This is a genomic window from Streptomyces sp. NPDC002640, assembly GCF_053592575.1.
In genome coordinates this window covers 141,178-165,866 of sequence record NZ_JBSFVZ010000020.1, presented here as the reverse complement: position 1 = coordinate 165,866, position 24,689 = coordinate 141,178, and the positions used below count along the sequence as shown (strand labels likewise).

The following is a 24,689-nucleotide window of genomic DNA, read 5'->3' as shown; positions in this document are numbered from 1 at the left end:
GCATCAGCGTCCTGTTCGCCATGCTCCGCGACGGAACCTTCTACGAACCGAGAAGCCCCCGCACCGCTTGACGAAAGACATAGAGGCACCCCCCCGCAGAACCCGGGCCCGGGAAACGCCGACGGCGCCGACGGGAGAACCCGCCGACGCCGCCGACCCCGGCTCAGGGGTCAGGTCAGAAGACCGGAACGCCGTCCCGCGTCAGACGCCAGTCCACCGACGCGAAGTCCTCCGGGTCCAGCACACCCTTCGCCGTCACCCACTCCGCGATCCGCGTCCGGATCTCCGTCGACTCCGCCCACACCTCCGGCGCCGACGCCACGTGCGGATACGCGCTGCCGCCGTTCGCCCGGTAGTTGTTCACCGCCAGCACGAACTTCCGGTCCGCCGCCACCGGGGCGCCCTCGAACGTCAGGTTCCTGATCCGCGAACCCGCCGGCTGCGCGACGTCGATGTCGTACTTCACGCCCGACACGTAGTCGTACGCGTAGTCCGGACGTCCGCCCGCGTTCGTCAGCGCGTTCACGTCCACCGGGGCACCCGGCGCGACACGCGCGTAGTACTCCGCCGAGAACTCCAGGTAGTCCTTCAGCTGCGCGCCCGTCAGGACCTTCGCCACCAGCGTGTTGTCGTACACGTACAGGCTCGACAGGTCCCGGATCGTCACCTCGCCCGCCGGGATCTGCGACGTCCGCGAGAACGGCGACGCCTGCGCCACCACCGGCAGCGAGGCGTACTCGGTGCCGGCCAGCGCGGCCTTCACCACGTCCTCCTGCACCTTCGCGATCAGGTCGATGATCGGCTCGTCCTTGTAACGGGCCTCCGTCGTCGTCAGCGTCACCGTGGCCGTGCCCACCACCTGGTTGACGTACTCGACGACCGCGTCGTGCTGCTCCTGGAGCAGCGCCACGATCTCCGGGTCCTCCACCGCGTTCCTGGAGTCGCGCAGCGACGCCTTCACCGACTCCACCGACCAGCGGCCCTTCGCGAAGACCAGCTCGATGTCGAACAGCGACAGCCGCTCACCCCACATCAGCGGCTCGGACAGCACGACCTCCTTGCCCGACTCCTCGTTCACCACCCGCAGCTCGGCGATCTCCTTGTGGGCGTGTCCCACCAGGATCGCGTCGATGCCCGGCACCAGACGCGCCACGTTCGCCGCCGAGTTCTCCACGTACGGCAGCTGGTCGCTCCACGAGGACGTGCCCGAGGTGCCCGAGTGCGCGGAGACGATCACCACGTCCGCGCCCATCGCCCGCAGCTTCGGCACCCACAGCGCGGCCTGCTCCTCCAGACCCGGGAACTTCAGCTTCCCCTGTACGTACGCCTTGTCCCAGATCGCGATGCCCGGGTTGGTCAGCCCCAGGACCGCCACCTTCACCGGTCGGGCCGAGCCCGGGACGTGGAAGGACTTGAGGAAGTACGGGGGGAACGCCGGCTTCAGCGTCGTCGCGTCCACCGCGTTCGCGCCCAGCAGCGGGAAGTCGCACTGCGATTCGAACGTCCGCAGCAGCTCGATGCCGTAGTTGAACTCGTGGTTGCCCAGCGCCACCGCGTCGTAGCCGATGCTGTTCATCGCCCGTGCCATCGGATGCACCGGCCCGCCCTCGGCGGTGATCGGGTCGACCTTCGCGTAGTAGTACGTCAGCGGGGTGCCCTGGATCGTGTCACCAGCGTCGATCAGCATCGTCCGCCCGGCGCCCTTCTCCGCCCGCACCTCCTTCACCAGGGAGGAGATCCGCGCCAGACCCAGCGCGTTGCCCGCCGCGTCCTTGAACTGGGCGTCCTTGTAGTAGTCCCAGTTCAAGACGTTGCCGTGCAGGTCCGTCGACCCCATCACCGTCAAGGAGAAACGCTTCCCCGGACGGCCCCCGGCCGCCGCCGGGCCGTCCACCGGAGCCGCCTGAGCAGCCGGAGCTCCCATCGCACCTCCCGCCAGCGCCACACCCGCACCCGTCACCGCGGACTTCTTCAGAAACTTCCGGCGATCCAACGCCATGCTCCCGCACCTTCCCGACAACACTGCCAACGCGCCCTGGCCCGATGTCCTGCCAACGCGCGTAGATTCTTCACCACCCGCCCCCGCCACCGACAGGTCCGCCAGGTTGCGATCCGGTAAGCGACGGCCGACTGTCCGAGGGCCCTGGCAGGGTGACCCCATGACCGCCGAACCCGTCACCGAGCACCCCCGCATAGCCGTCCGCGGCGAGGCCCACCTCGAGGTCGACCCCGAGGTCGCCCGCCTCGTCCTCACCGTCAGCGCCCGCGGCACCGACCGGCGTGACGCCGTCACCAACCTCACCCGGCGCAACAACGACGCCCTCGACCTCGTCAAGGGCTACGGCGACGCCGTCGCCCACGTCGAGACCGGCGCCTTCTCCATCACGCCCGAACTCAGCCAGCGCGGCCGCGGCGAACGCATCCGCGCCTACCACGGCCGCGTCGTCCTCACCGCCGAGATCACCGACTTCACCGTCCTCGGCGAACTCACCACCCGCCTCGCCGACCTCGAGCACACCAGCGTCAACGGCCCCTACTGGCAGCTGACGACCAACTCGCCGGCCCGCCGCCGTGCCCGCCAGGAAGCCGTCCGCCAGGCCGTCGCCCGCGCCCGCGAGTACGCCGAGGCGCTCGGCACCACCCTCACCGGCGTCGTCGACGTCGCCGACATCGGCGCCGACAACACCGGCGCCGGCGCCACCGTCCGCGGTGCGGCACCGCCCCTCTTCGGCGCCCCGCCGCCCCCGGCCGGCGCCGCCGGAGCGCCCGCCCCGCCCGCCCTGGAGCTCGAACCGCGCCGCCAGCACGTCCACGCCCAGGTCAACGCGCGGTTCACCATGGCCCCGCCCACGCTGTGAGGAGGCGGCGGCCTCGCTGTGAGGAGGCGGTGGCCGCGGTCGTTTTATCGAACCCTCATTCACCTCAACAACAGTTGCCGTGAAGGTTGTTGAACAGAACCCCAACGGGAACGGCCTACCCGCCGGTAGGCCCTAGGGTCGAACCATGCGCCGAGCAAAAATCGTCTGCACCCTGGGGCCCGCCACCCACGCCTACGACCGCGTCAAGGCACTCGTCGACGCCGGCATGGACCTCGCCCGCTTCAACCTCAGCCACGGCGACCACGCCGAACACGAGGAGCGCTACCGCCGCGTACGCCAGGCCGCCGACGAAACCGGCCGCAGCGTCGGTACCCTCGCGGACCTCCAGGGACCCAAGATCCGCCTCGGTAGCTTCCGCGAGGGTCCCGTCCTCCTCGAACGCGGCGACGCCTTCACCATCAGCGTCGACCCCGACGCCCACGGCGACCGCCACCTCTGCGGCACCACCTACCAGGGGCTCGCCAACGACGTCGCCACCGGCGAACGCATCCTCGTCGACGACGGCAAGGTCACCCTCGAGGTCCGCGGCATCGAAGGCCCGCTGATCCACACCACCGTCGTCGAAGGCGGCATGGTCTCCGACCACAAGGGCCTCAACCTCCCCGGCGTCGCCGTCTCCGTCCCCGCCCTCTCCGGCAAGGACGAGGCCGACCTGCGCTGGGCGCTGCGCACCGGCTTCGACGTCATCGCCCTCTCCTTCGTGCGCAGCGCGCTCGACATCAAGGACGTCCACCGCATCATGGACGAGGAGGGGCGCCGGCTCCCCGTCATCGCCAAGATCGAGAAGCCGCACGCGGTCGAGAACATCGAGGAGATCGTCGCCGCGTTCGACGGCATCATGGTCGCCCGCGGCGACCTCGGCGTCGAACTGCCCCTGGAACAGGTGCCGATCGTTCAGAAGCGGGCGATCAAGCTCGCCAAGCGGAACGCCAAGCCGGTGATCGTCGCCACCCAGATGCTGGACTCGATGATCGACAACTCCCGTCCCACGCGCGCCGAGGCCTCCGACGTCGCCAACGCCGTCATCGACGGCACCGACGCGGTGATGCTCAGCGGCGAGACCAGCGTCGGCAAGTACCCCGTGGAGACGGTGCGGACCATGGCGCGCATCGTCGAGGCGGCGGAGGAGGACATCCTCGCGAAGGGGCTCCCGCCGCTGACCGAGCGGAACAAGCCGCGCACCCAGGGCGGGGCGGTGGCCCGCGCGGCGGCGGAGATGGGCGACTTCCTCGGCGCGAAGTTCCTGGTCGCCTTCACGCAGTCCGGCGACACGGTGCGGCGGCTCTCCCGGTACCGCTCGCCGATCCCGGTCCTCGCCTTCACCCCCGAGCAGGCGACGCGCTCCCAGCTCAGCATGACCTGGGGCGTGGAGACGTTCCTCGGCCCGCACGTCGACTCCACGGACGCGATGGTCGAACAGGTCGACGAACTGCTGCTGAAGTACGGGCGCTGCCGCAAGGGGGACATCGTGGTCATCACGGCGGGGTCGCCGCCGGGGGTGTCCGGGACGACCAACCTGGTGCGGGTCCACCACATCGGCGAGGACTGAGCCTCAGTACTTGGGCCCGACGTGGGCGTCCATCAGCGCGACGGACGCCTTGCGGGCGACGGAGACGTGCAGCGGACGGCCGCCGCGCGACACCTCCTTCCACTCGACCCCCACCGCGTCGAGGGCGGCCGCGAACAGGGCCCGGATGTCGTCGGACCGGTTGGTGAAGAAGTACCGCGGATACTCGTAGCGTCTGGTTTCGCCGGCCACGACGCGCGTGGTCCAGTTGGTGACGCGGCAGCCGTCGGAGTGGATCAGCCCGCGGACGAACTCCCAGGGATGGGCGTCGACCACGCGTCGCTGCCACGGCTCGAGGGCGATCCGCCGCTCGTGCTTCCGGCCCTTGCCGTGCTGGGGGAACAGGCAGGGCCAGTGCTTGCTGGCGCTGCTCACCATCACGCAGCCCTGCTTCCGCGCGCGGAAGACACTGTTGCCCGGTCGCACGGCCCGCAGCGCGGCCTCGCAGGCCTCGATCAGCCCGGGCCACGCGTCGGCACAGGCGATCCGCATGACGTACACGCCGCGGCGTGCGGCGCTGATGCAGCCGTCGCCGAGGTAGAGGCCCAGCAGATAGGCGTAGGCGGCGGGGGCGCAGGGCGAACGGGGAGTCCCCTCGCAGCGGGGACAGGGATGCGTCGGGCGGAGCGGCTCGACGCGGGTGCGCCAGTCACGGATCGCGGCTCGGGAGACACCGAGCTCCTTGCTGACCGCGTTGAGGCTGCGGCCCTGTGCCACGAGCGTGAGAGCCCGTTGCCGCGTGCTGAGGTCGTACATACGGTCACTGTGCGCGCCGCCGCCGGACCCGCGAGGGGAAAGGCCGCACATTCACCGGAACGGGAAATCCGGCCGCTCAGGCCGCCTTTGAAAGGAAGGAAAAGTGCCCCGGGTCGGATTCGAACCGACACTGTATGGGTTTTGAATCCATTGCCTGCTGCCAGTTGGGCTACCGGGGCTCGAGGAATCGAAGGTTGCCCTCCCCCTCTGCGCTCATACCTTACCGCAGCTAGGTAAGGTCTTGTCAGCAGTACCTTGCCCTGAGCGCCGAGGAGCCAGTGTGACCGCCCCCGAGTCCCCGCAGCCCGTTGACGACGACGACAAGTCGCATGTCCCCCCGCAGACCACCCGCGTGGTCATCGCCGAGGACGAGGCTCTGATCCGGCTGGATCTCAAGGAGATGCTGGAGGAGGAGGGTTACACGGTCGTCGGCGAGGCCGGGGACGGCGAGCGGGCCGTGGAGCTGGCGCGGGAGCACCGCCCGGACCTGGTGATCCTGGACGTGAAGATGCCCAAGCTGGACGGCATCTCCGCCGCGGAGAAGATCGCCGAGGAGTCCATCGCCCCGGTCCTGATGCTGACCGCCTTCTCGCAGCGCGAGCTGGTCGAGCGGGCGCGGGACGCCGGCGCGATGGCGTACCTGGTGAAGCCGTTCTCCAAGAGCGACGTCGTCCCGGCCATCGAGATGGCGGTGTCGCGGTTCACGGAGATGAAGGAGCTGGAGAAGGAGATCGCCGATCTCTCCCAGCGGCTGGAGACCCGCAAGCTGGTGGACCGGGCCAAGTCGATCCTGCAGACCGAGTACGGGCTGACCGAGCCGGCCGCGTTCCGGTGGATCCAGAAGACCTCGATGGACCGCCGGATGTCGATGCAGCAGGTCGCGGAGGCGGTCATCGCCGACTCCGAGGAGAAGAAGGCCGGCCGCGCCTGACGCCCCCGGCCGGCCCGGCCCGTACCGCCGGACGTACGTGGACGTGGACGAGGCCCGTACCCCTGGACGCCAGGGGTACGGGCCTCGTCGTGTGCCGGGCGGGCGCGGGGTCAGTCCTCGCCGAGGTAGGCCTTGCGGACGGACTCGTCGTGCAGGAGTTCCTGGCCCGTGCCGGTGAGGGTGATCTTGCCGACCTCCATCACGTAGCCCTGGTCGGCGAGGGAGAGCGCGGCCTGCGCGTTCTGCTCGACGAGCAGGATGGTGGTGCCCTGGGACTTCAGCTCGGTGATGGTCGCCATGATCTTCTGCATCATGATCGGCGAGAGCCCCATGGAGGGCTCGTCGAGCATCAGCAGCTTGGGCTGGGACATCAGCGCGCGGCCCATGGCGAGCATCTGCTGCTCGCCGCCGGAGAGGGTTCCGGCGGCCTGGCGGCGGCGTTCCCCGAGGATGGGGAAGAGGTCGTAGGCGCGCTGGATGTCCTGGGCGATGCCCGACTTGTCGTCGCGGAGGTAGGCGCCGAGCCGCAGGTTGTCCTCGATGGACATGCGGGGGAAGATGTGGCGCCCTTCCGGCGAGTGGGCGAGGCCGAGGCTGACCACCTTGTGCGCCGGGACCTTGCGGATGTTCCGGCCGTTGAAGCGGATGGTGCCGCCGGACGGCTTGAGGAGTCCGGACAGGGTCCGCAGGGTGGTGGTCTTTCCGGCGCCGTTGGTGCCGATGAGGGTGACGACCTGGCCGGCGTCGACCTTGAAGGAGATGCCCTTCACGGCTTCGATCTTGCCGTAGGCGACGCGGAGGTCCTCGACCTCGAGGAGTGCGGTCATCGGTCGGTCTCCTTGCCGGGCGCGCTGTCGCCTTCGCCTTCCCGTCCGGGGTGTCCGGCGGCGGCTTCGGCGGCGGCGACTTCTGCTGCTTCTTCGGCGCCGGGGGCGTCCTCGTAGGGTTCGCCGAGGTAGGCGGCGACGACGCGTTCGTCGCTCTGGACGGTGGCGCTGTCGCCCTCGACCAGTTTCTCTCCCTGGACGAGGACGGCGACGCGGTCGCAGAGGTTGAAGATGAACCGCATGTCGTGCTCGATGACGAGGACGGCGATCCCGCGGTCGCGGATGGCGAAGACGAGTTCCTCGGTGGCGCGCGTTTCCTGGGGGTTCATGCCGGCGGTGGGCTCGTCCAGGAGGAGGAGTCCCGGTTCGCTGGCGAGGGCGCGGGCGATTTCCAGCTTTCGCTGCTCGCCGTAGGGGAGATTCCTGGAAAGGTGGTCCCGCTTGTGGGCGAGGCCGACGAATTCAAGGAGTTCCATGGCTCGCGCCTCGGATTCCCTTTCCGCCTTCTTGAAGCCGGGGCCGCGGAAAAGGGCGGACCAGAGTCCTTCCTTGGTGCGGGTGTGGCGGCCGACGAGAACGTTCTCGAGGACCGTCATGTTGCTGAAGAGGCGGATGTTCTGGAAGGTGCGGGCGATTCCGGCCGCGGTGACCTTGAACGGCTTGGGCGGCAGGACGGTGCCCTTGTAGCGGACTTCGCCCTCGGTGGGGACGTAGAGGCCGGTGAGGCAGTTGAAGAAGGTGGTCTTTCCGGCACCGTTGGGGCCGATGAGGCCGACGATCTCGCCGCTGTTGACCTGGAGGTCGACGTCGCGGACGGCGGTGAGGCCGCCGAAGCGCATGGTGACGCCGCGTGCGTCGAGCACGGTCTCGCGCTGCTGCGTGGTGGTCTCGGTGGTCATGGTGGTCAGGCCCCTGTCTTGCCGAGGACTGTGGGAGCTTCGGCGTCCTCATGGAATTCGAGCTTGCGCCGCCGGTCGGCGACGATGCCTTCGGGGCGGAAGCGCATGATGAGGATGAGTGCCACGCCGAAGGCGAGGAGCTGGAACCTGTCCATGAAGGCCAGCTTGTTGGGGATGAGGTAGAGCAGGGCGCCGCCGATGAGGGGGCCGGCGATGGTGCCCATGCCGCCCATGACGACGGCGGCCAGCAGGAACGCCGAGTTCGGCGGCACGTCGTGGGCGAACTGGTACTGCTCGGGCGTGACGACGAAGGTCACGTGGGCCTGGACCGCGCCGGCGAGGCCGGCGAGGGTCGCGCCGAGGGCGAAGGCGACCAGCTTGACGCGGAAGCCGTTGATGCCCATGGCGAGGGCGGCGGTCTCGTCCTCGCGGATGGCGACCCAGGCGCGGCCGATGCGGGAGTCGCCGCTGCGGCGGAAGACCAGCACGACCACCGCGGTGATCAGCAGCATCAGGAAGAAGTAGTTCGAGAAGCGGCCGAGCGTGATGCCGAAGACCTCGTGGGGGACGCCCAGGTCGAAGCCGAGGATCTTGAGGTCGGGGATGCTGGTGATGCCGTTGGCGCCGTTGGTGATGTCCGGGCCGCTGGTGCCGTCCATGTTGTTGACGGCGATGCGGAAGATCTCACCGAAGCCGAGGGTCACGATGGCCAGGTAGTCGCCGCGCAGGCGCAGGGTGGGCGCGCCGATGAGGACGCCGAAGATCATGGAGGCGATGGCGCCCACGATGATCGCCTGCCAGAACGGCAGGTGGAGGCCGGTGGGGCTGGACGGGGAGCCGGAGACCAGGGCCGCGGCGTAGGCGCCGACGCCGAGGAAGGCGACGTAGCCGAGGTCGAGGAGGCCGGCGAGGCCGACGACGATGTTCAGGCCCAGGGCGACCGTGGCGAAGATGAGGATGTTGACGCCGAGGTTGGCGTACTGGTCGTTGGTCTGGGTGAACGGGAAGGCGGCCGCGGCGGCGAAGGCTCCGGCGATGGAGACGTTCTGGTGCCGTGCGGTCAGGGCGCTGAGGCGCTGGAGGAGACCGGACTTGGCGAGCGCGGCGGTGCCGAGGATGGCCGTGATCAGGAAGCCGACGAAGAGTTCGTCGTGGTCCGTGCCGATGCCGTAGGTGAAGACGCCGAGGCCGACGGCGAGGGCTGCGGTGATCAGCAGGATCTCGACGTAGCCGGGCAGCTTCCGGGCGGGGGTGGCGTCGCCGGAGGCGAAGGCGGCCTTGACGACGGCCCAGCGCTGGCCGGCGCGGTGCTTGAACTGGTCCCAGCCGGTGTCCTCGGGGTCGACGGGCTCGCCCTCGGGCCGTGCGAAGGGGAGGGCGAGGGCGCCGAGGAGCGCGAGGAGGCTGGTGGCGGCGACGGCGAAGCCGCCGGGCTCCAGGTTGACCAGGCCGCCGAGGGCCGCGCTGATGGCGAGGACGGTGTACCAGGCGGTCAGGAAGGTGCCGAGGGCCGCCAGGCGGATGGCCGGGTCGGCGCCCGCGGGGGCGAGCCATCGCAGGCCCTTGACGCCGTAGGAGGCCAGGCCGAGGAGCGCGGTGAGGGCGCCCCCGGTGAGGACGAGCCACTGGAGGCCGCCCGGGTAGCCGTAGACGGTGAGGTTGCCGGGGAAGGCGGCGGTCCAGGTCCAGGCCAGGAAGCAGCCGACGACCGTGAGCACGCCGCCGGCGGTGGCCAGGGCGCGGGCTGCGGATTCGGGCAGCGGGACCAGGCGTCCGGTGGGGCGCGCGGTCTCGTCGCCGGAGGTGCTCGGGGTGCTGGTGGTCTGTGTCGTCATTGGTGTCACGCCCTGTCCGCCACGCGCTCGCCGAGCAGGCCCTGCGGCCTGAAGAGGAGCACGAGGATGAGGAGTACGAAGGCCCAGACGTTGGCCCAGGACTGTCCGCCGAGCTGCTCCATGCCGGGGATCTCCGCGATGTAGGCGGTGGAGAGCGCTTCGACGAGGCCGAGGGCGAGGCCGCCGATCATGGCTCCGTAGATGTTGCCGATGCCACCGAGGACGGCGGCGGTGAAGGCCTTGAGGCCGAGGAGGAAGCCCATCTTGGCGCGGACCTCACCGTACTTGAGGCCGTAGGCGACGGCTCCGACGGCGGCGAAGACGGCGCCGATGGCGAAGGCGACCATGATGATGCGGTCGGTGTTGACGCCCATCAGCTTGGCGGTGTCCGGGTCCTGGGCGGTGGCCTGCATGCCGCGTCCGGTGCGGGTGCGCATGACGAACCAGCCGAGGACGAGCATGCACAGGGGCGCCGCGGCGAGGAGGAAGACGTCGCCGGTCTGCAGGGTGACGCTGCCGATGTGGAAGGGGCCGCCCTCGATCTGCGGGAAGGTGATCGACTTGGTGGCTTCGGGGTAGAGCACCTGGACGGCCTGCTGCAGGGCGATGGAGAGGCCGATGGCGGTGATCAGGGGGGCGAGGCGGGGTGCCCCTCGCAAGGGCCGGTAGGCGAGCCGTTCGGCGCCTATGGCCACGAGCACGGAGGCGATCACGGCGCCGATGAGCATGAGGGGGAGCGCTACGGCGAGGCCGGTGCCGTCGGGCAGGATGTAGAGGTAGACGGTGAGGGCTCCGAACCCTCCGATCATGAAGATCTCGCCGTGGGCGAAGTTGATGAGCTGGACGATGCCGTAGACCATGGTGTAGCCGATGGCGACAAGGCCGTACATGGCTCCTAGGAGCAGGCCGTTGACCAGCTGCTGCGGCAGTTCGTTCACCGCATTGCCTCCGAGACTTGGGACGGACAGGGCCGCGCGGGGCGCTGGGTGCAGCGCGCCGCGCGGCCCTGGGTTTGGCGGGTGGGTTGGCGGGGTCAGCCGGTGGTCAGCGTGCCGGACTTCACGGGCGCGTAGGCGCCGTCCTTGACCTGGTAGACGGTCAGCTGCTTGTTGGTGGTGTCACCGAACTCGTCGAAGGAGACCTTGCCGGTCACTCCGTCGAAGCTGATGCCCTGGATGGCCTCGACGACCTGCTTGCGGGCGTCCTCGGGGAGCTTGCCGTCGTTCTTCTCGACGACGGACTTGACGGCCTCGATGATCGCCCAGGCGGCGTCGTAGGAGTAGCCGCCGTAGGCCTCGTAGGCCTCCTTGTAGCCCTCGGCCTCGTAGTTCGAGATGAACTTCTTGGCGGACTCGAGCTCCTCGAGCGGCGCGCCGACGGAGGTGGCGAAGTCACCCTCGCTGCCCTTGCCGGCGAGCTTGACGTACTCGGGGGAGTAGAGGGCGTCGCCGCCGGCGAAGGCGACCTTGGCGCCGGCGTCCTTGATCTGCTTGCTCAGCGGGCCGCCGGCCGGGTACTCGCCGCCGTAGTAGACGACGTCGGCGCCGGAGGACTTGACCTTGGTGGCGACGGCCGCGAAGTCCTTGGACTCGGGGTCGACATGGTCGGTGCCGACGACCTTGCCGCCGAGCTTCTCGTACTCGGCCTTGAAGGTGGCCGCGAGACCGGCGCCGTAGGTCTTCTTGTCGTCGATGATGAAGGCCTTGGTGAGCTTGGCCTCGTTGTAGATGTACTGGGCGGCGAAGGGTCCCTGGATGGCGTCCGTGGTGGCCGTGCGGAAGTAGGAGGCGAAGGGACGCTTCCCCTTCGTCTGCCAGTCCAGGCCCTGGGTGAGCGCCGGGTTGGTGTTGGCCGGGGAGATCAGCGCCAGGTTGGCGTCGTTGAACACCTTCTGCATGGCCTCGCCGACGCTGGAGTTCAGCGGGCCGACGACACCGATGACGTCTTCCTTGCCGACGAACGCGGTGGCGTTCTGCTGGCCGGAGGCCGGCTGGGCCTGGTCGTCGCTGGACTCCACCTTGAAGGTGACGCCTTCGACGTACTTCTCCTTGTTGGCCGTCTTGACCGCCAGGTCGACGGAGTTCTTGATGCCCAGGCCGAGGGCGGCGAGGTCGCCCGTCAGGGGGGCGTCGATACCGATGGTGACGGTGGTGGCTGAGCCGCCGTCGCCGTTGTTGCCCTCGTCGCGAGAGCCACAGGCGGTGAGGGTGAGCGCTCCCGCCGCCAGCGCGGCGGTCAATGCGAGGAGACGTTGACGCACGTTGTGTCCTTTCCCTGGCACGGCCGTTCCGGTCCGGAGCGCGGCCGAGTCGAGGCGCTGGGCGGATTTGCGATTCCCCGGGCGCGGTGACTGGCGGTGACTCTAGGCGCGAGGTGCTTATAGGGAGGAGTGCCTGACCAAGGATGTGACGCTCTTGTTATGACACGAGGTAATGCAGAGCGGTAAGGAGTGGGTGGAAGAGGTTAATTCCGGCAGGTTCAACCGTTTCGCATGGTGAGAAACCGCAGGATGGAGCGGTTCGGCGGTCAGGTGTCTTTAGGTTTTCACTCATTACCTGACAGCGTTGTCATGAGGTGGTTGCGGGAAAAGTGAATGGGACATGCATTTATTTTCCGCGTGTTACACAGCGTTACTCTTCCGGAAACAAAGGGGCGCCCCGGCCGTGGTGTGAGGCCGGGGCGCCCCTTTTGTGCGGTGGCGCGTGCGTGTGCGTATGTGGGTGGCGCGTGGGTGTGGCCGTGGGTGGGGTGCGTATGCGTGGCACGTGGGTGACGCCGGGGCGTGGCGCGCGCGGGCGCGGTGGGTGCGGCGCCGCGTGCGAGGGGTCAGGCGTCGCGCAGGAGGCAGGTCAGGCGGGCGCTGCAGACCCGGCGGTCCTGCTCGTCGCTGATCACGACCTCGTAGGTGGCCGTGGAGCGGCCGCGGTGGACCGGGGTGGCGACGCCGGTGACGAAGCCGGAGCTCAGGCCGCGGTGGTGCGTGCAGTTGAGGTCGACACCGACGGCGATCTTGCCCGGGCCGCCGTGCAGCATGGAGCCGACCGAGCCGAGCGTCTCGGCGAGCACGGCCGACGCGCCGCCGTGCAGCAGGCCGTACGGCTGGGTGTTGCCCTCGACCGGCATGGTGCCGACGACCCGCTCGGCGGAGGCCTCCTTGATCTCGATGCCCATCCGGGTGCCGAGGTGGCCCGCGGAGAAGAGCGCGGGCAGGTCCACGCCGAGACTGGCGTACTCCTCGACGACTTCCTGCGGGAACTTCACGGTGTTCTGCTCGCCCATGGGGCCGGCTCCTCTGTGCGGTCCGTGCTGTCTCTGTCTGTGGCTGAGCAAACGCTCAGTCGGTCGCGGATTGTTCCAGACGGATCACCACCGACTTGCTGGCCGGGGTGTTGCTGACGTCCGCGGTCGAGTCCAGCGGAACCAGGACGTTGGTCTCCGGGTAGTAGGCCGCGGCGCAGCGCCGGGCCGTGGGGTAGTGGACGACGCGGAATCCGGGGGCGCGGCGTTCGGTGCCGTCCTTCCACTCGGAGACCAGGTCGACGTAGGAGCCGTCGGCGACGCCGAGTCCGGCGGCGTCCTCGGGATGGACCAGGACGACGCGGCGTCCTCCGTGGATGCCGCGGTAACGGTCGTCGAGGCCGTAGACGGTGGTGTTGTACTGGTCGTGGGAGCGGAGGGTCTGCAGGAGCAGGCGGCCCTCGGGGATCGTCGGGTACTCGACCGGCGCCGCGGTGAAGTTGGCCTTGCCGGTGGCGGTGGGGAAGCGGCGTTCGTCGCGGGGGGCGTGCGGCAGGGTGAAGCCGCCGGGCCGCGCCACGCGGGCGTTGAAGTCCTCGAACCCGGGGACGACGCGGGAGATGCGGTCGCGGACGGTGGCGTAGTCCTTCTCGAACTCCTCCCAGGGGGTGCTGCTCGCCTCCCCGAGGACGCGCCGGGCGAGGCGACAGACGATGGCCGGCTCGGAGAGCAGATGAGGGCTCGCGGGTGCCAGGCGCCCGCGGGAGGCGTGCACCATGCCCATGGAGTCCTCGACGGTGACGAACTGTTCGCCGCTCGCCTGCAGGTCGCGCTCGGTGCGGCCGAGGGTGGGGAGGATCAGGGCCCGGGCGCCGGTGACGGCGTGCGAGCGGTTGAGCTTGGTGGAGACGTGAACGGTGAGGCGGGCGCGCCTCATGGCGTCCTCGGTGACGTCGGTGTCGGGGGAGGCGGCGACGAAGTTGCCGCCCATGGCGAAGAACACCTTGGCCGTGCCGTCGCGCAGGGCGCGGATGGCGTTGACCACGTCGAGGCCGTGGTGGCGGGGCGGGGCGAAGTCGAACTCGCGTTCCAGCGCGTCGAGGAAGGCGGGGGCGGGGCGCTCGAAGATGCCCATCGTGCGGTCGCCCTGGACGTTGGAGTGGCCGCGGACGGGGCACACCCCGGCTCCGGGGCGGCCGATGTTCCCGCGCAGCAGCAGGAAGTTGACCACCTCGCGGATGGTGGGGACGGAGTGCTTGTGCTGGGTGAGGCCCATGGCCCAGCAGACGATGGTGCGCCGGGAGGCCAGCACCATGTCGAGTGCCTTCCGGATCTCCTCGCGGGTGAGGCCGGTGGCGGCGAGGGTCTCCTCCCAGTCGGCGTCCCGCGCGGCTTGGGCGAACTCCTCGTAGCCGTGGGTGTGTTCGCGGACGAACTCCTCGTCGACGGCGCCCTCGGTCTCCAGGATCAGCTTGTTGAGGAGGCGGAAGAGGGCTTGGTCGCCGCCGATGCGAATCTGGAGGAAGAGGTCGGTGAGGGCCGTGCCCGTGGTGAGGCCCTTGGGGGTCTGCGGGTTCTTGAACCGTTCGAGCCCCGCCTCGGGCAGCGGGTTGACGCTGATGACGCGGGCGCCGGCGGCCTTGGCCTTCTCCAGGGCGGTGAGCATCCGGGGGTGGTTGGTGCCCGGGTTCTGGCCGGCCACGATGATCAGGTCGGCCTGGTACAGGTCCTCGAGGAGGACGCTGCCCTTGCCGATGCCGATGGTCTCCGTGAGGGCGGATCCCGAGGACTCGTGGCACATGTTGGAGCAGTCGGGCAGGTTGTTGGTGCCGAGCTCGCGGGCGAGGAGTTGGTAGAGGAAGGCCGCCTCGTTGCTGGTGCGGCCCGAGGTGTAGAAGACGGCCTGGTCGGGGGAGTCGAGGGCGTGGATCTCCTCGGCGACGATGTCGAAGGCCTCGTCCCAGCCGACGGGCTCGTAGTGGGTGGCGCCCTCGGCGAGGTACATCGGCTGCGTGAGGCGGCCCTGCTGGCCGAGCCAGTAGCCGCTGCGGCCGGCGAGGTCGGCCACCGGGTGCGCGGCGAAGAACTCGGGCGTGACCCGGCGGAGGGTGGCCTCCTCCGCCACGGCCTTGGCGCCGTTCTCGCAGAACTCCGCGGCGTGCCGCTTGTCGCCCTCGGGCCAGGCGCAGCCGGGGCAGTCGAAGCCGTCCTTCTGGTTGACCCGGAGCAGCGTGAGGGCGGTCCGGCGGACGCCCATCTGCTGCTGGGCGACGCGCAGGGTGTGGCCGAGCGCCGGGAGGCCGGCCGCCGCGTGCCGGGGCTCGGTGACGCGGGGGGCATCCTGCGCGGGGTCGGCGGCGGGGGGCTTGCTCGCCATGGCGCTCACCTCTTCTGCACCGGGGGTGCGGCTGTCGGGTCTGCTGTCGGGTTGGCTGTCGGGTCGGCTGTCGGGTCGGCTGCCGTGCGGAATGCGGCACGGCGCGCGCCGCTGATCGTGCGTGGCTCGTCGTTCGTCGTTCGTCGTTCGTCCAAGATCCTTGCACGGGGGTGCCGGGGCGCGGGAGGGCTGTGGAGAAGCCTGCTCGGGACCTGTGGACAACGTCCGCGAACGCGCTCCGGGCGTCACCGCCAGGAGTGACGGGGGAGGGTGCGGGGCGGAGGCCGCCTGTGGGTGGGCGCGGGCTGTCCGTGGGGCGTGGCAGGATCGAGGGCGTGGTGGATACAGCATCGAAGAAGACCGACACGACCCCCGGCGAGCGTCCGCGGCTGATGCTCATGGACGGGCACTCGCTCGCGTACCGCGCGTTCTTCGCGCTGCCCGCGGAGAACTTCACGACGGCGCAGGGACAGCCGACCAACGCGATCTACGGCTTCGCATCGATGCTGGCGAACACGCTGCGTGACGAGTCGCCGACGCACTTCGCGGTCGCGTTCGACGTGTCCCGCAAGACGTGGCGGGCCCAGGAGTTCACCGAGTACAAGGCGAACCGGTCGAAGACGCCGGACGAGTTCCGGGGCCAGGTGGAGCTGATCGGCGAGCTGCTGGACGCGATGAGCGTGCGCCGGTTCGCGGTGGACGGCTTCGAGGCCGACGACATCATCGCCACCCTGGCGACCCAGGCCGAGGCGGAGGGGTTCGAGGTCCTGATCGTGACCGGGGACCGCGACTCCTTCCAGCTGGTGTCCGAGCACACGACCGTGCTCTACCCGACCAAGGGTGTCTCGGAGCTGACCCGGTTCACCCCGGAGAAGGTGTTCGAGAAGTACGGCCTGACCCCGGCGCAGTACCCGGACTTCGCCGCGCTGCGCGGAGACCCGTCGGACAACCTGCCCGGCATCCCCGGCGTGGGCGAGAAGACGGCCGCGAAGTGGATCAACCAGTTCGGCTCGTTCGCCGAGCTGGTGGAGCGCGCCGACGAGGTCAAGGGCAAGGCCGGGCAGAACTTCCGCGACCACCTCGAGTCGGTGAAGCTGAACCGCCGGCTGACCGAGATGGTCAAGGACGTCGAGCTGCCGGTGGGCGTGCCCGCGCTGGAGCGGGCCCCCTACGACCGCAAGTCGGTCGCGATGATCCTGGACACGCTGGAGATCCGGAACCCCTCGCTGCGCGAGCGGCTGTTCGGCGTGGACCCGGGCGCCGAGGTGGACGAGGGCCCCTCGCCCGCCGCGCAGAGCGGCGTCCAGCTGGACGGTTCGGTGCTGTCCACCGGCGAGCTGGGCCCCTGGCTGGCCGAGCACGGGCAGGACGGCCCGCTCGCCGTGACCGCGGTCGGCGCGTGGGCGCTGGGCGCCGGTTCGGTGGCCGAGGTGGCGCTGGCCGCCGCGGGCGGCAAGGCCGCCTGGTTCGACCCGTCGCAGCTCGACGAGGCGGACGAGAAGGCGTGGGCGGCCTGGCTGGCCGACGCCTCCCGCCCGAAGGTGTTCCACAACGTGAAGACCGCGATGCGGCTCTTCGGTGAGCACGGCTGGACGGTCGCGGGCGTCACCATGGACACCGCGCTGGCCGCCTACCTGGTCAAGCCGGGGCGCCGGTCCTTCGACCTGGACGCGCTGTCCCTGGAGTACCTCGGCCGTGAGCTGGCCCCGGCCGCGGCGGCCGGCGGGCAGCTCGCGTTCGGCGCGGACGACGACGCCGAGGCGGAAGCCCTGATGGTCCAGGCCCTCGCCGTGCTGGACCTGGCCGAGGTGTTCGAGGGCCGTCTGGTCGAGGTCGGCGCCGCCGAGCTGCTGCGCGACATGGAGCTGCCGACGTCCGCGCTGCTGGCGCGGATGGAGCGGCACGGCATCGCCGCCGACCGGGAACACCTGCGGGACATGGAGCAGATGTTCGCGGGCGCCGTCCAGCAGGCCGTGCAGGAGGCGCACGCGGCGGCGGGCCACGAGTTCAACCTCGGATCCCCCAAGCAGCTCCAGGAGGTCCTCTTCGGCGAGCTGGGCCTGCCCAAGACCAAGAAGACCAAGACGGGCTACACGACCGACGCGGACGCGCTGGCCTGGCTGGCCGCGCAGACGGAGAACGAACTCCCGGTCATCATGCTGCGCCACCGCGAGCAGGCGAAGCTGCGGACGACCGTCGAGGGCCTGATCAAGACGATCTCCGCGGACGGCCGGATCCACACCACGTTCAACCAGACGGTCGCGGCCACCGGCCGCCTGTCGTCCACGGACCCGAACCTGCAGAACATCCCGGTCCGCACGGACGAGGGCCGGGCCATCCGGCGCGGCTTCGTGGTCGGCGAGGGCTACGAGTCGCTGATGACGGCGGACTACAGCCAGATCGAGCTGCGGGTGATGGCCCACCTGTCGGAGGACGAGGGCCTCATCGAGGCGTTCACCTCCGGCGAGGACCTGCACACCACGGTGGCCTCCCAGGTGTTCTCGGTGGAGCGGTCGCAGGTCGACCCCGAGATGCGGCGCAAGATCAAGGCCATGTCGTACGGCCTGGCCTACGGTCTGTCGGCGTTCGGGCTGTCGCAGCAGCTGAACATCGACGCCGGCGAGGCGCGGGCGCTGATGGACACGTACTTCGAGCGGTTCGGCGGGGTGCGGGACTATCTGCGACGGGTGGTCGACGAGGCCCGGGCGACCGGGTACACGGAGACGATCCTCGGGCGTCGGCGCTACCTGCCGGACCTGAACAGCGACAACCGGCAGCGGCGGGAGGCGGCCGAGCGGATGGCGCTCAACGCGCCGATCCAGGGCACGGCGGCGGACATCGTGAAGATCGCGATGCTGAAGGTGGACGCGGCGCTGCGGGAGGCGGAGCTGGGGTCGCGGATACTGCTCCAGGTCCACGACGAAATCGTGCTGGAGATCGCGCCCGGCGAGCGGGACGCGGTGGAGGAAGTGGTGCGGCGGGAGATGGCCGGGGCGGTCACGCTGCGGGCCCCCCTGGACGTCTCCGTCGGCGTCGGCCCCGACTGGGAGTCCGCGGCGCACTGAACCCCCGCGACACCCCCCGGGGGCAGGGCGCCACGGCCCCGCCCCCGGGCCACGGGGGCGGGGCGGTACCCCTGACCCCTGCGGGGGCCCACGGGGCTCACGCCTGCCGCCTCGCCGCCCCCACCCTGCCTTGCCGGGCGCGGCACTCGTCAGGCGCGCTACTCGGGCGGCGGTGTCCCTCAGGCGTGTCACTCGGGCGGACCCGATGAGGGCGACGCGCACCACGGGCGGGGCGAGGATGCGGGGCATGGATATACGCATGCTCGGCCGGCCTCCGGTGGGAGCGGAAGCGGTCATATCCGCGCTGCGCCCGCCGGTGCGTCCCGTCGCCCCCGCCGCGAGCACGGTCCGTCGTCGCCTCGGCTGGACGGCGGGGATGCGCCGACAAGCCCGCGACCTCTGGGAGACGGTGGCCGGACGTCAGCCCGTGGTCGTCCTCTCCCTCGCGGTGGGTCCCGCCCAGACGGCCGCCCGCCGCACCTGGGGCCTGGTGGTCCGCCTGGTCCGCCCGGGGGCCTCCCGGCGGATAGCGGTCACCGTCGTGCCCCTGTCCGGCTTCCCCTCGCCTCCGGTGCCGCCGGCGCCCCGGCCGCCGCACGCGGATCCCGGGACGGGCGCCGCAGCACCCTGACGGCGACCCCGTACAGGAGCAGCCCCACGGCGAGACCCGCGCCCGCTCCGAAACAGAGCGTGGGGATGATCTCCCAGGGCCGGGCGACGGCCCCCCAGTGGGCCCACCACCGCATCACCCGCGCCGTCGCCGCGACCGCCGCGCAGACCGCCAGCAGCGACCAGGCCGCCCACCGGTCCCGCCGCGACAGCACCGGCAGCCCGTGCCCGGCGCCCCCACCGTGCCCTGCGCCCGCACCGTGTCCGGCGCCCGCACCGTCGTCGGCGTCGGCCCGCCGCAACGCGCGTGCCAGGAACCAGACGATGACCACCGCGGCGACCGCCGACCCGCCGTACTGCATGTACCAGTACAGCGGCGACCCGGCGATCTCCTCGCCCAGCACCGGGAACACCCGCATGCCCCACTGGTCCAGGTGCGTGAAGGCGTCCCACACCACGTGGGTGAGCGCCCCCAGGACCGCCGACAGGTACCAGGCCCCGGCGAGGGCCGGCCGGGGCCGCGCCCGGCGCGCGCCGCAGCGGGTCAACGCGGCCGCCCGTCCGCGGATCCGCCCCGGCAGCAGCGCCACCAGCGGCTCGCGCAGCAGCAGCCACGCGCCGACCAGGAGCCAGGCGATCGCCACGTCGACCGTGAGCACCCCGGCGAAGGAGTGGGTGACGTCGCCGAAGACCATCGCCTCGGGCAGCGCGCTCGCCGCGTAGTACGTCATGTCCGGCGCGAACGACCCGGCGACCAGCACCGAGGGCACCAGCACGGCGGCCCGGCCGGTGCCGTCGCCGCGGATCGCGGGCAGGACGGCGACGGCGTGGCTGATGGTGAACGGCAAGACGACTCCCGATCCCGGTGATCCCGAACGACCCTGGACGACCCCGCAGGGCACGGCACGAAAGGCGCGGCACGCAAGACACGGCACCGCGCGACCGGGCGGAGCCCCGTGGCCGTTCCTGCGGCACACCCCACCCCGCGGTGAGGAGGGACGCCCCCGACCGCACCGCCGGTTCCCCGCACCGCCGGTTTCCCGCCCCGCTCCCGTCCGAATTCCGGGCAGGATCCCGGTCCGATCTCATCGCCAACCACCTGAAATCGGGCAGGAACGGGTAGGCGCGCGACGCGAGTTGTCGTAGGGTCACCTGATCGCGGTATCGAAACTCTGTCCGCGAAGCGGAACGAGGGACCAGCAAGTCGGTCGTCCAAGGGAGGGGAAGGCTCGATGGCGGCGCATATCGGCAGGCACCTGCGCAGAGGAGCGGCGACCACGGCGGTGGCCGCGGTCGCGGTCGCGGCACTGACCGCGTCGCAGGCGCCGGGAGTGGCCGAGAGACCGCGGTCGGAGACGGGCGACTCGCAGCCGATGCCCGATGCCGTGGAGCTCCCGGGCGACGACTCGTACTACACGGACCTGCCGGACCTGAAGTCGCCCGCCCCCGAGGGCAAGGCCTCCGCCGAGGCGGGCATTCCCGCGACCGTCCTCGACGCCTACAAGAAGGCGGAGGCGAGCCTGCGGCAGGCCAAGCCCGGCTGCAACCTGCCGTGGCAACTCCTCGCCGCCATCGGCAAGGTGGAGTCGGGTCATGCCTGGGGCGGCAAGGTGAACAGCGAGGGCGTCACCACCACGACCATCCGCGGCCCGGAGCTCAACGGCAAGGGCTTCGCGCACATCAGTGACACCGACAACGGCGCCTTCGACGGCGACAAGACCTACGACCGCGCCGTCGGCCCGATGCAGTTCATCCCGTCGACCTGGGCCTGGGCCGGCCAGGACGGAAACGGGGACGGAGCCAAGGACCCCAACAACATCTACGACGCCACCCTGGCCGCCGGGCACTACCTGTGCCGTTACAACTGGGACCTCTCCGACACGCAGGACCTCGAGCGGGCCGTCCTCAGCTACAACAACTCCCGCGAGTACCTCAACACGGTGCTGCGCTGGCTGGACTTCTACCGCAAGGGCACCCACGAGATCCCCGACGGCACGGGCACGCTGCCGGTCAACCGCAACAAGCCCGCTCTCATCACCCCCAGCTCCCCGTCGGCGCCGCCCTTCACGCCGCCGGCCGGCGGCGGCAACCCGGGGGGCGGCGGCTCCACGGCGCCCGGCAGTGGTGGTGGCGGTGGTTCCTCGACGCCTCCGCCGACCCAGGAGCCGTCCCCGGAGCCCACTCCGCCGGCCGCGGAGACGCCCACCGACTCCGTGCGCCACCTCGAGCGCGCCACGGCCGCCTCGCTCAGCACGATGGCCGGAACGACCTTCGACGAGGACATCGCGGCCCGGGCGGAGACCGCCGCGGGCGTCGGCGTGGGCAAGGTGCGGATCCGCTTCACCATCGTCGGCGACACGGACACGGTCTTCGCGGGCGGCGAGAGCGTCGCCACCGTGCAGACCGACAGCCGCGGCGTCGCCACCGCGCCCGCGCTGGTGGCGGGGGACAAGGCCGGAACGTTCTCGGTCCGGGCCACCCTCGCCGGCCGTGACCTCACCGCCGTCGAGTGGGACGCCATGGTCACCGTGCGCACCGCGGACGAGGTCCGTCTGGTGGGGAGCGAGCCGCTGGTGTGCGCCGTCGGCGGTCAGTTCGACGAGGCGATCACCCTCACCGCCACCCGCGACGGAGGACCCGCCGCCAAGGTCGGCGCCACCGTCACCCTGATCAAGGCGGAGGCCGACCTCGACCCGAACGACAAGGGGCCTTACTTCAAGGACCTCGAGGGCGAGCCGACCCGGAAGATCCAGGTGACCGCCGGCAACGACGGCGTGCTGGAACTGCCGCCGCTGTTCGCGGGCGACACGGCCGGGACCTACCTGTTGCTGGTGGCGACACCGGGCGGTGGCAAGGAGATCGTGACGCTGACCGTGGAGGACGGTGCGAGCGGCACCACCGGCGAGGTCGCCGGTACCGTCTGAACCGCCTGACCGGAAGAAGAGCGACGAACGGCGAGGGCCGGGGCCACCTCCGCGAGGTGACCCCGGCCCTCGCCGTTCGGCGGCTGCCTCAGCCGCCGTCGCGGCCGCCCTCGCGACGCAGCCGGGCGTTGGTGTGCCGGGTGGGCGTCGCGGTGGAGGGGTCCTCCGGCCACGGGTGCTTGGGGTAGCGTCCCCGCAGCTCGGCCCGGACCCCGCGGTAGCCGTCCCGCCAGAACGAGGCGAGGTCGGCGGTGACCGCGGCGGGCCGCCCGGCCGGGGACAGCAGGTGGACGAGCACCGGCACGCCCGCCACCGTGGGGGACTCGGCCAGCCCGAACATCTCCTGCAGCTTGACCGCCAGCACCGGCTGCCGCGGATCGCCGTAGTCGACCCGGATCCGCGACCCGGACGGCACCTCCAGCCGCTCCGGCGCCAGCTCGTCCAGCCGCGCCGCCTCGCCCGACGCCCACGGCAGCAACCGGGACAGCGCCTGCCCCGCGTCGATCCGTCCCAGGTCGGCCCGGCGCCGGGCCCGCCCCAGCTCGGGCTCCAGCCACTCGTCCGCCCGCGCCATCAGCGCCTCGTCCGACACGTCCGGCCAGGGGCCGCCCAGTCGCCCGCGCAGGAACGCCAGCCGCTGCCGCAGCACCCGGGCGTCCTCGGTCCAGCGCAGCAGCCCGAGCCCCTCCGCCCGCAGGCCGTCCAGCAGCGCCGCGCGAATCCTCTCCGGGGCGGCGTCCCGCAGCGGCCGGACCGCCAGCTCGACCGCGCCCAGACGTTCCACCCGGCGGGCCACCACGTCGCCGTCCGCCCAGCGGACCTCCTCGCCCTCGGCGTGCAGCGGGGCGGCCGCCTGCCGGGCGGTCTCCTCGTCGACCACCGCGGCCAGCCGGATCCGGGCGTGCCCCTGCCCCGCCGGCCGGTCGGCCACCGCCACGGCCAGCCAGGACCCGGCCCGCAGCGGCGAACCCTCCGGCACCTGCGCCCGCGTGCCCCCGGCCATCAGACAGGAACCGCCCTCCACCCGCCCCACCCGCTCCGGGAAGGCCAGCGCGGCCACCACACCGGCCGCGCGGTCACCGGAGGCGCCCTCGGCGCGCATCGGGGACGGGCCCCCTGCCCTGGCCGTGGCCCTGCCGTCCCCACCGTGTCCGGAACCCCCGGAGCCCCCGGAACCCCCGGCGTCCCCCGTGTCCCCGGCCAGGGACCGCAGCCGGCGGGCCTCGGCGCGCCACCGCGCGGCGTAGGCGTCACCGCCCCCGCGGGCCGTCCGCCAAGCGGCGGCGAGGTCGTCGCCGTAGGAGCGCGGCACCTCCTCGCCGAGGAGCGCGACCACCTCGGCGGCCGTCCCCGCGCCGACCAGCGGCGCCGCGTCGAGCAGCGCACGGCCCAGCCGCGGATGCAGCCCCAGCCGGGCCAGCCGGACGCCGCGGCCGGTGGCCCTGCCGTCCTCGCCGACCGCGCCGACCGCGCTCAGCACCGACCGGGCGGCGGCCATCGCCCCGGCGGGCGGCGCGTCTAGCAGGGCCAGCCCCGAGGCGTCCGGGTCGCCCCAGCACGCGGCCTGCAGGGCGAATGCGGTGAGGTCGGCGACCTGGATCTCCGGCGCCGGGAAGGCGGGCAGCCGGACGTCCTCCGCCTCGCTCCAGCAGCGGTAGACGGCGCCCGGGGCCTCACGTCCCGCCCGGCCCGCACGCTGACGCCCGGCGGCCCGGGAGGCGCGCACGGTGGTCAGCGAGCCGAGCCCGCGGGCGTGGTCGACGCGGGGCTCGCGGGCCAGCCCGGAGTCCACCACCACGCGGACGCCAGGAACGGTGAGGGAGGACTCGGCCACCGAGGTGGCCAGCACCACCCGGCGGCGGTCGGCCGGAGTCAGCACGGCGTCCTGGACGGCGGCGGGGGCACGGCCGTGCACCTGGAGGACGTCCACCCCGGCGGCGGGCAGGTCGCCCAGGGCAGCCGCGACCCGGGCGATCTCCCCGACGCCCGGCAGGAAGCACAGAACGTCGCCCGCCCGTTCCGCCAGTGCGCGCCGCACCACGGAGGCGACGTGGGAGAGCAGCGCCGGATCGACGCGGGTGCCGTGCGGCGGGCGGACCGGACGCGGCGGGGGAGCCCAGACCGTCTCCACCGGGTGCGCGGTGCCGTGCGCCTCCACCACGGGCGCGTCGCCGAGCAGCCTCGCCCAGCCCTCCGTGTCGGTGGTGGCGGAGGCGGCGACCAGCCGCAGCTCGGGGCGGAGGGTCTCCCGTACGTCCAGCAGGAAGGCCGCCGAGGTGTCGGCGTCCAGGTGGCGCTCGTGGCACTCGTCGAGGACGACGGTGTCCACGCCGGTCAGCTCCTGGTCCCGCTGCAGGCGCAGGAGGAGCACGCCGGTGGTGACCACCTCGACGCGGGTGCGGGCGGAGACCGCGCGGTCGCCGCGGACCGTGTAGCCCACCGTGCCGCCCACGCCCTCGCCGAGCAGCCAGGCCATCCGGCGGGCCGCGGCACGGGCCGCGATCCGGCGAGGCTCGGCGACCACCACCCGGCCGCCCGCAGGGCCGTCGCCGGTCAGGCCGGCGAGGGCGAGGGGGACCAGGGTGGTCTTGCCGGTGCCGGGCGGCGCGGACAGGACGGCCGCGCCGTGGCCGGCGAGCGCCTCCTCCAGCCGGGGCAGCGCGGAACGGACGGGCAGTTCCCGGGCGGCATCACGCATCACGCATCACCCGCCCAGTCTCCCAGCGGGCCCGGACGGGCCGCGGGTCGGTCCGCGGGGCAGTCCGCCGGCCGGTGCCGCAGGC

The 24,689-nt window shown here is 71.7% G+C and carries 16 protein-coding genes and 1 tRNA gene; 5 read left to right on the top strand and 12 right to left on the bottom strand.

Annotated features, from left to right (window positions below):
• Positions 1-175 precede the first annotated feature (175 nt).
• Positions 176-1,999, bottom strand: a complete 1,824-nt coding sequence (locus ACWD3O_RS24915; protein WP_451417402.1) for a bifunctional metallophosphatase/5'-nucleotidase — start codon at positions 1,997-1,999, stop codon at positions 176-178.
• A 160-nt stretch (positions 2,000-2,159) separates the two neighbouring features.
• Between ACWD3O_RS24915 and ACWD3O_RS24910 the strand changes: the two genes are divergently transcribed.
• A complete protein-coding gene (locus ACWD3O_RS24910; protein WP_451417401.1) occupies positions 2,160-2,858 on the top strand; it encodes an SIMPL domain-containing protein in 699 nt (232 codons plus the stop codon).
• 145 nt (positions 2,859-3,003) lie between these two features.
• Positions 3,004-4,428 (top strand): pyruvate kinase, encoded by a 1,425-nt coding sequence (pyk, locus tag ACWD3O_RS24905; RefSeq protein ID WP_451413169.1) that lies wholly within the window; start codon positions 3,004-3,006, stop codon positions 4,426-4,428.
• Between the two features lie 3 nt (positions 4,429-4,431).
• Here the strand turns inward: pyk and ACWD3O_RS24900 are convergent, their stop codons facing one another.
• Together ACWD3O_RS24900 and ACWD3O_RS24895 are read right to left on the bottom strand one after the other, a co-directional pair.
• Positions 4,432-5,202: a helix-turn-helix domain-containing protein gene (locus ACWD3O_RS24900; protein ID WP_451413170.1), complete on the bottom strand. Its 771-nt coding sequence runs from the start codon at positions 5,200-5,202 to the stop codon at positions 4,432-4,434.
• 104 nt (positions 5,203-5,306) lie between these two features.
• A tRNA-Leu gene (locus ACWD3O_RS24895) sits at positions 5,307-5,381 on the bottom strand.
• Between the two features lie 101 nt (positions 5,382-5,482).
• Here ACWD3O_RS24895 and ACWD3O_RS24890 point away from each other — a divergent pair.
• Entirely contained in the window at positions 5,483-6,133 is a 651-nt protein-coding gene (locus ACWD3O_RS24890; RefSeq protein ID WP_361143807.1) for an ANTAR domain-containing response regulator, read from the top strand.
• A gap of 110 nt (positions 6,134-6,243) precedes the next feature.
• On the opposite strand, the gene ACWD3O_RS24885 is transcribed toward ACWD3O_RS24890, so the two are convergent.
• From ACWD3O_RS24885 to ACWD3O_RS24855, 7 genes are all read right to left on the bottom strand, one after another.
• Positions 6,244-6,960 (bottom strand): ABC transporter ATP-binding protein, encoded by a 717-nt coding sequence (locus ACWD3O_RS24885; RefSeq protein ID WP_451413172.1) that lies wholly within the window; start codon positions 6,958-6,960, stop codon positions 6,244-6,246.
• A complete protein-coding gene (locus tag ACWD3O_RS24880; RefSeq protein ID WP_451417400.1) occupies positions 6,957-7,859 on the bottom strand; it encodes an ABC transporter ATP-binding protein in 903 nt (300 codons plus the stop codon). The genes ACWD3O_RS24885 and ACWD3O_RS24880 overlap by 4 nt, the downstream gene beginning before the upstream one ends.
• Positions 7,860-7,864: 5 nt before the next feature.
• Positions 7,865-9,694, bottom strand: a complete 1,830-nt coding sequence (locus ACWD3O_RS24875; RefSeq protein WP_451413174.1) for a branched-chain amino acid ABC transporter permease — start codon at positions 9,692-9,694, stop codon at positions 7,865-7,867.
• Positions 9,695-9,699: 5 nt separating this feature from the next.
• Positions 9,700-10,632 carry a branched-chain amino acid ABC transporter permease gene (locus tag ACWD3O_RS24870; RefSeq protein WP_356130954.1) on the bottom strand — a complete coding sequence of 311 codons (933 nt, stop codon included), beginning with the start codon at positions 10,630-10,632 and terminating at the stop codon, positions 9,700-9,702.
• 95 nt (positions 10,633-10,727) lie between these two features.
• Positions 10,728-11,954 carry a branched-chain amino acid ABC transporter substrate-binding protein gene (locus ACWD3O_RS24865; RefSeq protein WP_451413175.1) on the bottom strand — a complete coding sequence of 409 codons (1,227 nt, stop codon included), beginning with the start codon at positions 11,952-11,954 and terminating at the stop codon, positions 10,728-10,730.
• A 566-nt stretch (positions 11,955-12,520) separates the two neighbouring features.
• Positions 12,521-12,973, bottom strand: a complete 453-nt coding sequence (locus ACWD3O_RS24860; RefSeq protein WP_451417399.1) for a PaaI family thioesterase — start codon at positions 12,971-12,973, stop codon at positions 12,521-12,523.
• A 55-nt stretch (positions 12,974-13,028) separates the two neighbouring features.
• The gene (locus tag ACWD3O_RS24855; RefSeq protein ID WP_451417398.1) at positions 13,029-15,308 is read right to left on the bottom strand and encodes an FdhF/YdeP family oxidoreductase; all 2,280 of its coding nucleotides are present in this window, start codon (positions 15,306-15,308) and stop codon (positions 13,029-13,031) included.
• 335 nt (positions 15,309-15,643) lie between these two features.
• Here ACWD3O_RS24855 and polA point away from each other — a divergent pair, with 335 nt between their 5' ends.
• The gene (gene polA / locus ACWD3O_RS24850; RefSeq protein ID WP_451417397.1) at positions 15,644-18,373 is read left to right on the top strand and encodes a DNA polymerase I; all 2,730 of its coding nucleotides are present in this window, start codon (positions 15,644-15,646) and stop codon (positions 18,371-18,373) included.
• A gap of 533 nt (positions 18,374-18,906) precedes the next feature.
• Here the strand turns inward: polA and ACWD3O_RS24845 are convergent.
• Complete coding sequence (locus ACWD3O_RS24845; protein ID WP_451413178.1) at positions 18,907-19,830, bottom strand: DUF4184 family protein; 924 nt, start codon at positions 19,828-19,830, stop codon at positions 18,907-18,909.
• A gap of 384 nt (positions 19,831-20,214) precedes the next feature.
• Between ACWD3O_RS24845 and ACWD3O_RS24840 the strand changes: the two genes are divergently transcribed.
• Entirely contained in the window at positions 20,215-21,906 is a 1,692-nt protein-coding gene (locus ACWD3O_RS24840) for a lytic transglycosylase domain-containing protein (protein ID WP_451417396.1), read from the top strand.
• 88 nt (positions 21,907-21,994) lie between these two features.
• Here the strand turns inward: ACWD3O_RS24840 and hrpB are convergent, their stop codons facing one another.
• On the bottom strand, positions 21,995-24,604 hold the full coding sequence (gene hrpB / locus ACWD3O_RS24835; RefSeq protein WP_451417395.1) for an ATP-dependent helicase HrpB: 2,610 nt from the start codon (positions 24,602-24,604) through the stop codon (positions 21,995-21,997).
• Between the last annotated feature and the right edge of the window lie 85 nt (positions 24,605-24,689).